The sequence below is a fragment of the Burkholderiales bacterium genome, assembly GCA_013695435.1.
Taxonomy (GTDB): Bacteria; Pseudomonadota; Gammaproteobacteria; order Burkholderiales; family JACMKV01; genus JACMKV01.
On the sequence record JACDAM010000264.1, the window covers coordinates 1 to 4,840 of the forward strand.

The 4,840-nt window shown below is 58.7% G+C and carries 2 protein-coding genes; both read right to left on the bottom strand.

The window, feature by feature from the left end:
• Positions 1–2,774 (bottom strand): amino acid adenylation domain-containing protein (locus H0V78_13060; GenBank protein MBA2352668.1); only part of this gene is annotated, 2,774 nt, incomplete at its 3' end.
• A 13-nt stretch (positions 2,775–2,787) separates the two neighbouring features.
• On the bottom strand, positions 2,788–4,614 hold the full coding sequence (locus H0V78_13065) for an ABC transporter ATP-binding protein (GenBank protein MBA2352669.1): 1,827 nt from the start codon (positions 4,612–4,614) through the stop codon (positions 2,788–2,790).
• Positions 4,615–4,840 lie beyond the last annotated feature (226 nt).

Consider the following 4,840-nt stretch of genomic DNA (forward strand, 5'->3'; position numbering starts at 1 on the left):
CCTCTGATCTTGACCTGATGATCGATGCGTCCGAGGAATTCGATATTGCCATCGGGCAGATAACGCGCCAGATCGCCGGTTCTGTACAGGCGCGAACCCGGAACATCGCTGAACGGATTCGGAATAAACTTTTCAGCCGTCAGTTCAGGCCTATTCAGATAACCGCGCGCCAGACCGGTGCCGCCGATACAGAGTTCGCCGGGGACGCCGATCGGGGTCGGGTTCAGGTGGGGATCCAGGATGTAGATGTGCTTGTTCGCCACCGGACGTCCTATCGGCACAGCGGCCGCTTCTCGATCGACCGGAGCACTGCCAGCTTCATAACAAGTCGCGGTGATAGTCGCTTCAGTTGGACCGTAGGCGTTGATCAGGCGCACGCGCGCCCCGAAGGTTGCGCGCCAAAGCGCGAAGCGCTCGGCCGATACCTTCTCGTTGCCGACGATTAGAAGCCTTAACTTCGTTGGCAAGGCTGTCGCGCGCTCGAGGTCGTCGACCCACGTGTTCCAGTATGCGGTCGGCAGGCCAATGACGCTCAAACCTTGCCGTTGCGCGAAACTCAGGAAGTCCGCCAGCGAACCCGGCATGCTTTCTGTCTGCAATACCGAGGCGGCGCCGCTCAAGAGCGTTGAAAAAATCTCTTCTGCGGAGACATCAAAGCTCAATGCCGCAAACTGCAGCACGCGATCGCCGGCAGCCATGCGGTAGTAGTCGCGCATCGCAGCCGCATGACGGGAAATCGCGCGCTGCCCGATCATCACGCCTTTCGGTTTGCCAGTCGAACCCGAGGTGTAGATCACATAGGCGAGGTGGTCGGAGCCGACACTGGTTTCGGGATTCGCGGCCGGGTAGCGATCGAACACGGCGGCTTGATCGACGAACAGGCATTGCGCAGCGTGCTCTGGCAGATCAAGCCTGCTTTCGGTGATGAGAACCGGCGCCTTGCTGTCTTCAAGCATGAAGGCGAGGCGTTCTTTCGGATAGGCCGGATCGAGCGGCAGATAGGCGCCGCCGGCTTTGAGAATCCCAAGAAGCCCGACGATCATCTCGAGCGAACGCTCGACGCAGAGCCCGACCAGCACTTCCGGGCCGACCCCGAGCGCGATCAGATGGTGGGCGAGGCGGTTGGCGCGGGCATTGAGTTCGGCGTAACTGAGTTGTTGCTCCCCGAACACCACGGCAACGGCATCCGGGGTTCGATCGACCTGCGCCTCGAAGAGGTCGTGGATGCAGCGATCCTTTGGATAGTAGGTTTCAGTATCGTTCCAGTCGACAAGCAGCTGCTGGCGCTCCGGCCCGGTCAATAAAGGCAGATCGGACAGGCGGTACTCGGGGTTGATCGAGATGCCGTGAAGCAGAGTTTCGTAGTGGGCGAGCAGACGGGTGGCGGTCGCGGCGTCGAACAAATCCGTATTGTATTCAACGATGACCCGGGCGCTCTCTGCGGATTCGATCACGGACAGGCTCAGATCGAACTTCGCGTTTTCACCAGCCGACGGCAGGGGGTTGATTTCGAGCCCGGGAATTTCCAGGGCCGCGCGCTGTATATTCTGCAAGGCGAACATCACCTGAAACAGCGGCGGGTAGCTCAGGCTGCGTTCGGGATTCAGTTCCTCGACCAGCTTTTCGAACGGTAAATCGTGATGCGCATAGGCGCCCAGCGCAACGTCTCTGACCCGCCCCAGCAATTGGCGGAAAGTCGGGTTACCGGAAAGGTCGGTTCGCAGCGCCAGGGTATTAACAAAAAAGCCGATCAAATGTTCGATGCCGGCGTTTGTCCTGCCTGCGATAGGAGAGCCGACGACGATATCGTCGCTGCGCGTATACCGGTGCAGCAAGGTCTGAAACGCCGCGAGCAGAACCATAAATAGCGTCGCTTTTTCGCGCCTGGCCAATTGCTGGAGAGCTTCGCACAGACTTTTCGAAAGCTTGCCCGACAGGCGCGCCCCCCGAAAATTTTGCACGGCAGGGCGCGGCCGATCGCTGGCCAGCCCCGACAATGGCGGGCTGCCGGCCAGTTGCGTGCGCCAGTATGCAAGTTGTTTTTCGAGCTTTTGCCCCTGCAGCGATGCGCGCTGCCAGATCGCAAAATCGGCGTATTGAAGCGGCAAGTCGGATAGCGATGACGGCCGGCCTGCATGCTTGTCGCCATACAGCACACCGATTTCGCGCAGGAGAATTCCGATCGACCAGCCGTCGGAAATGATGTGGTGCATAGTGACCAGCAGCACGTGACTGGATTCGGCAAGACGCAGAAGCCGCGCGCGGATCAGCGGACCGGCGGCGAGGTCGAAGGGCGCTTTTGCTTCTTCGCTCTGCAGCTTCGCTGCTTCGTTGCCGCGCTCCGCCTGCGGCAATTCACTCAGATCGGTGACCGGGAGCGGAACTTCGGCCGCCGCATGGATAAGCTGCACAGGTTCGCCGCTTTTCGCGACGAACGTCGTTCGCAGCGTTTCGTGGCGTCTGACGATCTCGCTTAAAGTGGCGCGCAGGGCCGCGATATCGAGAACGCCATCGAGCTGCAACGCAAGTGGAATGTTGTAAAAGCTGCCGCCGGGATCGAATTGATCGAGAAACCAGAGCCGCTGCTGCGCAAAGGAAAGCGGCGCTGGCTCTGTCCCGTTCCTTTTCGCGATGTGCTGATCGCCCGCGGCAGTCCGACTTTTTTCTTCCAGCCTGCGCTCGAGAAGGGCGCGCTGGGCCGGAGTGAGAGCTGCGAGCCGGCCGCGAACTTCTTCGTTGCGAAGACTCCCGTCCTGCGGACCGTCGTTAGCCATCGTTACTCCGCTCTCATCGGTAGGAGCTCGCCTGCAGCTCAAACAAATTAGCGTATTTGCCGCGGCGGCAAACGAGCTCTTCGTGCGTCCCGCATTCAACGATGCGGCCGTCTTCCATGACGTAAATGCGATCCGCCATCTTTACCGTCGACAGGCGATGACTGATGAAAATCGCCGTACGCCCTTTGATCAACTCGTAAAAGTTTTTGAACACCTGGTATTCGGCCTGTGCATCCATCGCGCTCGTCGGTTCGTCCAGCACGACGATTTGCGCGTTGCGCAGATATGCGCGGGCGAGTGCGATTTTTTGCCATTCGCCGATGCTGAGTTCCTCGCCATCGAAACGCTTGCCGAGCAGGGTTTCGTACCCGCGCCCGAGGCTCTCGATTATCGCATGGGCACCCGAGTTGCGTGCAGCGGCCGTGATACGGTCATCATCAGTAGCAAGTTCGATATCTCCGATCCAGATGTTCTCGCGCGCCGAAACGCTGTAATGAACATAGTCCTGAAACACGATGCTGATTGCGCGCCGAAGATCGGTTGTTGCGAATTCCCGAAGATCGATGTCATCGAGCATGATCGAGCCTGCGCTCGGGTCGTACAGACGACAAAGAAGCTTGATCAACGTGGTTTTCCCTGAACCGTTGTCGCCGACTATCGCGATCTTCTCGCCGGGGCGAATCGCGAGATTGATATCCCGCAAAACCTTGCGCTCGCCGCTCGGATAATCGAAGCTGACGTTTTCGAAAACGATGCCGGTACCCAACGAGCGGGGAACCGGAACGGGGCGTGCCGGCTCGATAACTTTCTTTTCGAGATCGAGAAATTCGTACAACTGGGTCAGGAACAGGCTGTCTTCATAGAGGTAGGCGAGATGGCCGAGCAGCAGAGCCAGATACATCTGGCCGCGCTGAAATGCCAGGTAATACATGACGAGATCGCCTACGGTCGTTGTTCCCTGCACCGCGCCGTAAGCGATAAACGCCAACGAACCGAAAACCAGAACCGTCGTGAGAACCTGTAGCCCGACGTTCGGCAGCAGACGCCGTGTCGCAAGCTCCAGTTTTTCCTTGCGCAACCGTTTGCGCAGCTCGCGAAAACGGCGCATGAACACATCGCCCAGGTTAAAAAGCCGCAGCTCCTTGGCATGGATGTCGTCGGTCAGAATGGCGCTGAAATAATTTGCCTGACGCTCGCTCGGCGTGCGCCTGTGCGCAAGTTCGTACTCCTCTCGCGCCGACTTCAGGCGCACCAGCACGCTAGGGATAAACGCAAAGAACAATACGGACGCAACGCGCCAGTCAACCGCGAACAACAAGCCGGTTATTCCCGCAAGCAGAATCGAATTCTGGAACACCATCGTCAGACCGAAGACGACTCGATTCGCCCTCATTGACGATTGCTGCTGGGCGTTGTGGAAAATATCGTAGTGACGCGAGTTTTCGTAGTGCTCGAGGTCCAGGACCGTCGATTTCGCATGCAGGAGGTTATAAATGTGGTCGGTTACGGCAAAGCCTTGCGCCTGATTGATGAATTCGCTCAGCGCGCGAAAAACAACGCTGGTCAGCGCGACGGCGGCGGCGACGCCGATGACCAGTGCGACTTGATCGAAAGCCAGCACCTTGTCCGGATTGCCGAACCCCTTGTTGACCGCGTCTATCATCAACTTCATCAAGTACAACGCAACCAGCTCGAGCACGCCTTGCGACAGCAGCAAAGGCACGTTGGCGATGGTCCATTTCGGCTGACTGCTCCATACCAGCGCAATCGACCGTCTGAGGCCGACAATGCGCTTCAGCCCGTCTTTTACTCTTGTCGAAGATTGCAAAGGTTCAGCCATGTCGCTATTCCGGGGCAGCTTTTACTTCGACTCGATGCGGAATCCGGGGATTGGTCGCGCTGCGCCGGTAACGCCGATTCGCGCCAGCGCCAGTCGCAGCGCTGATCACGGAGCGGCAACGTATCGATGCGGGTCCTTCAATTGCAGCGCTGGGCTCGGAAGTCCGCAACATCGAGTTCCTCATGAGCCGTTAATTGCCGATCGTCGTCCGGAAAACGGATTGTGC